At 58.1% G+C, this 602-nt stretch carries 2 protein-coding genes; both read right to left on the bottom strand.

Annotation, left to right across the window (positions count from 1 at the left end; translation table 11 throughout):
• Positions 1 to 133: 133 nt before the first annotated feature.
• Positions 134 to 280 (bottom strand): hypothetical protein, encoded by a 147-nt coding sequence (locus AKN84_RS48305; protein WP_430649982.1) that lies wholly within the window; start codon positions 278 to 280, stop codon positions 134 to 136.
• Between the two features lie 118 nt (positions 281 to 398).
• Positions 399 to 602: ATP-binding protein (locus tag AKN84_RS44340; protein ID WP_162240949.1), on the bottom strand; the 204-nt coding region annotated here is incomplete at its 5' end.

Here is a 602-nt window from a genome sequence, read left to right as displayed (position 1 = left end):
AGTGAGATCAGCAGCGGAACCATGGCTTCCCCGCCATGTGCAAGTTCGCGTCAGACTTCGTATCCGGCTCTCGCACCAACAGGTCGCACTCGCGTCGCGCCGTATCCATCCGAGCTAGGCCGCGGACAGGGGCTCACCGATTCCACCGCGTGAGAAGTTCGGGGTCTTCCTTGTGCATCCTGATGAGCTCCATCAGGTTTTCGATGCCGAAGTCGGTGAACGCCATGACCTGGTCGTCACCTATGCCGTAAACCCAGATGATGCCATCCTCTGTGTCCATTCCGTTCGCTGCGTATTTCGCAAAAACGGGACAGTGGTTTCGCTAACTGACGGACAGCGGTTTCGCTAAATCGCGGACAGCGTGGCGGCGCTGGCTTTTGGTTGCCTGGTTGTTGAAGTCAGTTGGTATTCGTTTCGCTGTTTTCGACGTCGGTCAAGGGGCGCGCGGCTTTTTTCCTTCGCATGCTGTCGCCTTCGAGAGCGATGCGGTGGGAGGTGTGGATGATCCGGTCGAGGATAGCGTCTGCGATGGTTGGCTCGCCGATCATGTCGTGCCATTGGGCAACGGGCAGCTGGGCGGTAATCAAGGTCGATTTGCGCTT

It is taken from the genome of Bradyrhizobium tropiciagri, assembly GCF_001189845.1.
Classification (GTDB): Bacteria; Pseudomonadota; Alphaproteobacteria; order Rhizobiales; family Xanthobacteraceae; genus Bradyrhizobium; species Bradyrhizobium tropiciagri.
The sequence above is the reverse complement of the archived record's forward strand: the minus strand, read 5'-3'. Positions and strand labels throughout refer to the sequence as shown.

Bases quoted from the DNA above. Each gene is read 5' to 3' on its own strand.
- AKN84_RS48305 (WP_430649982.1), bottom strand. From the start codon at position 280: ATGGACACAGAGGATGGCATCATCTGGGTTTACGGCATAGGTGACGAC.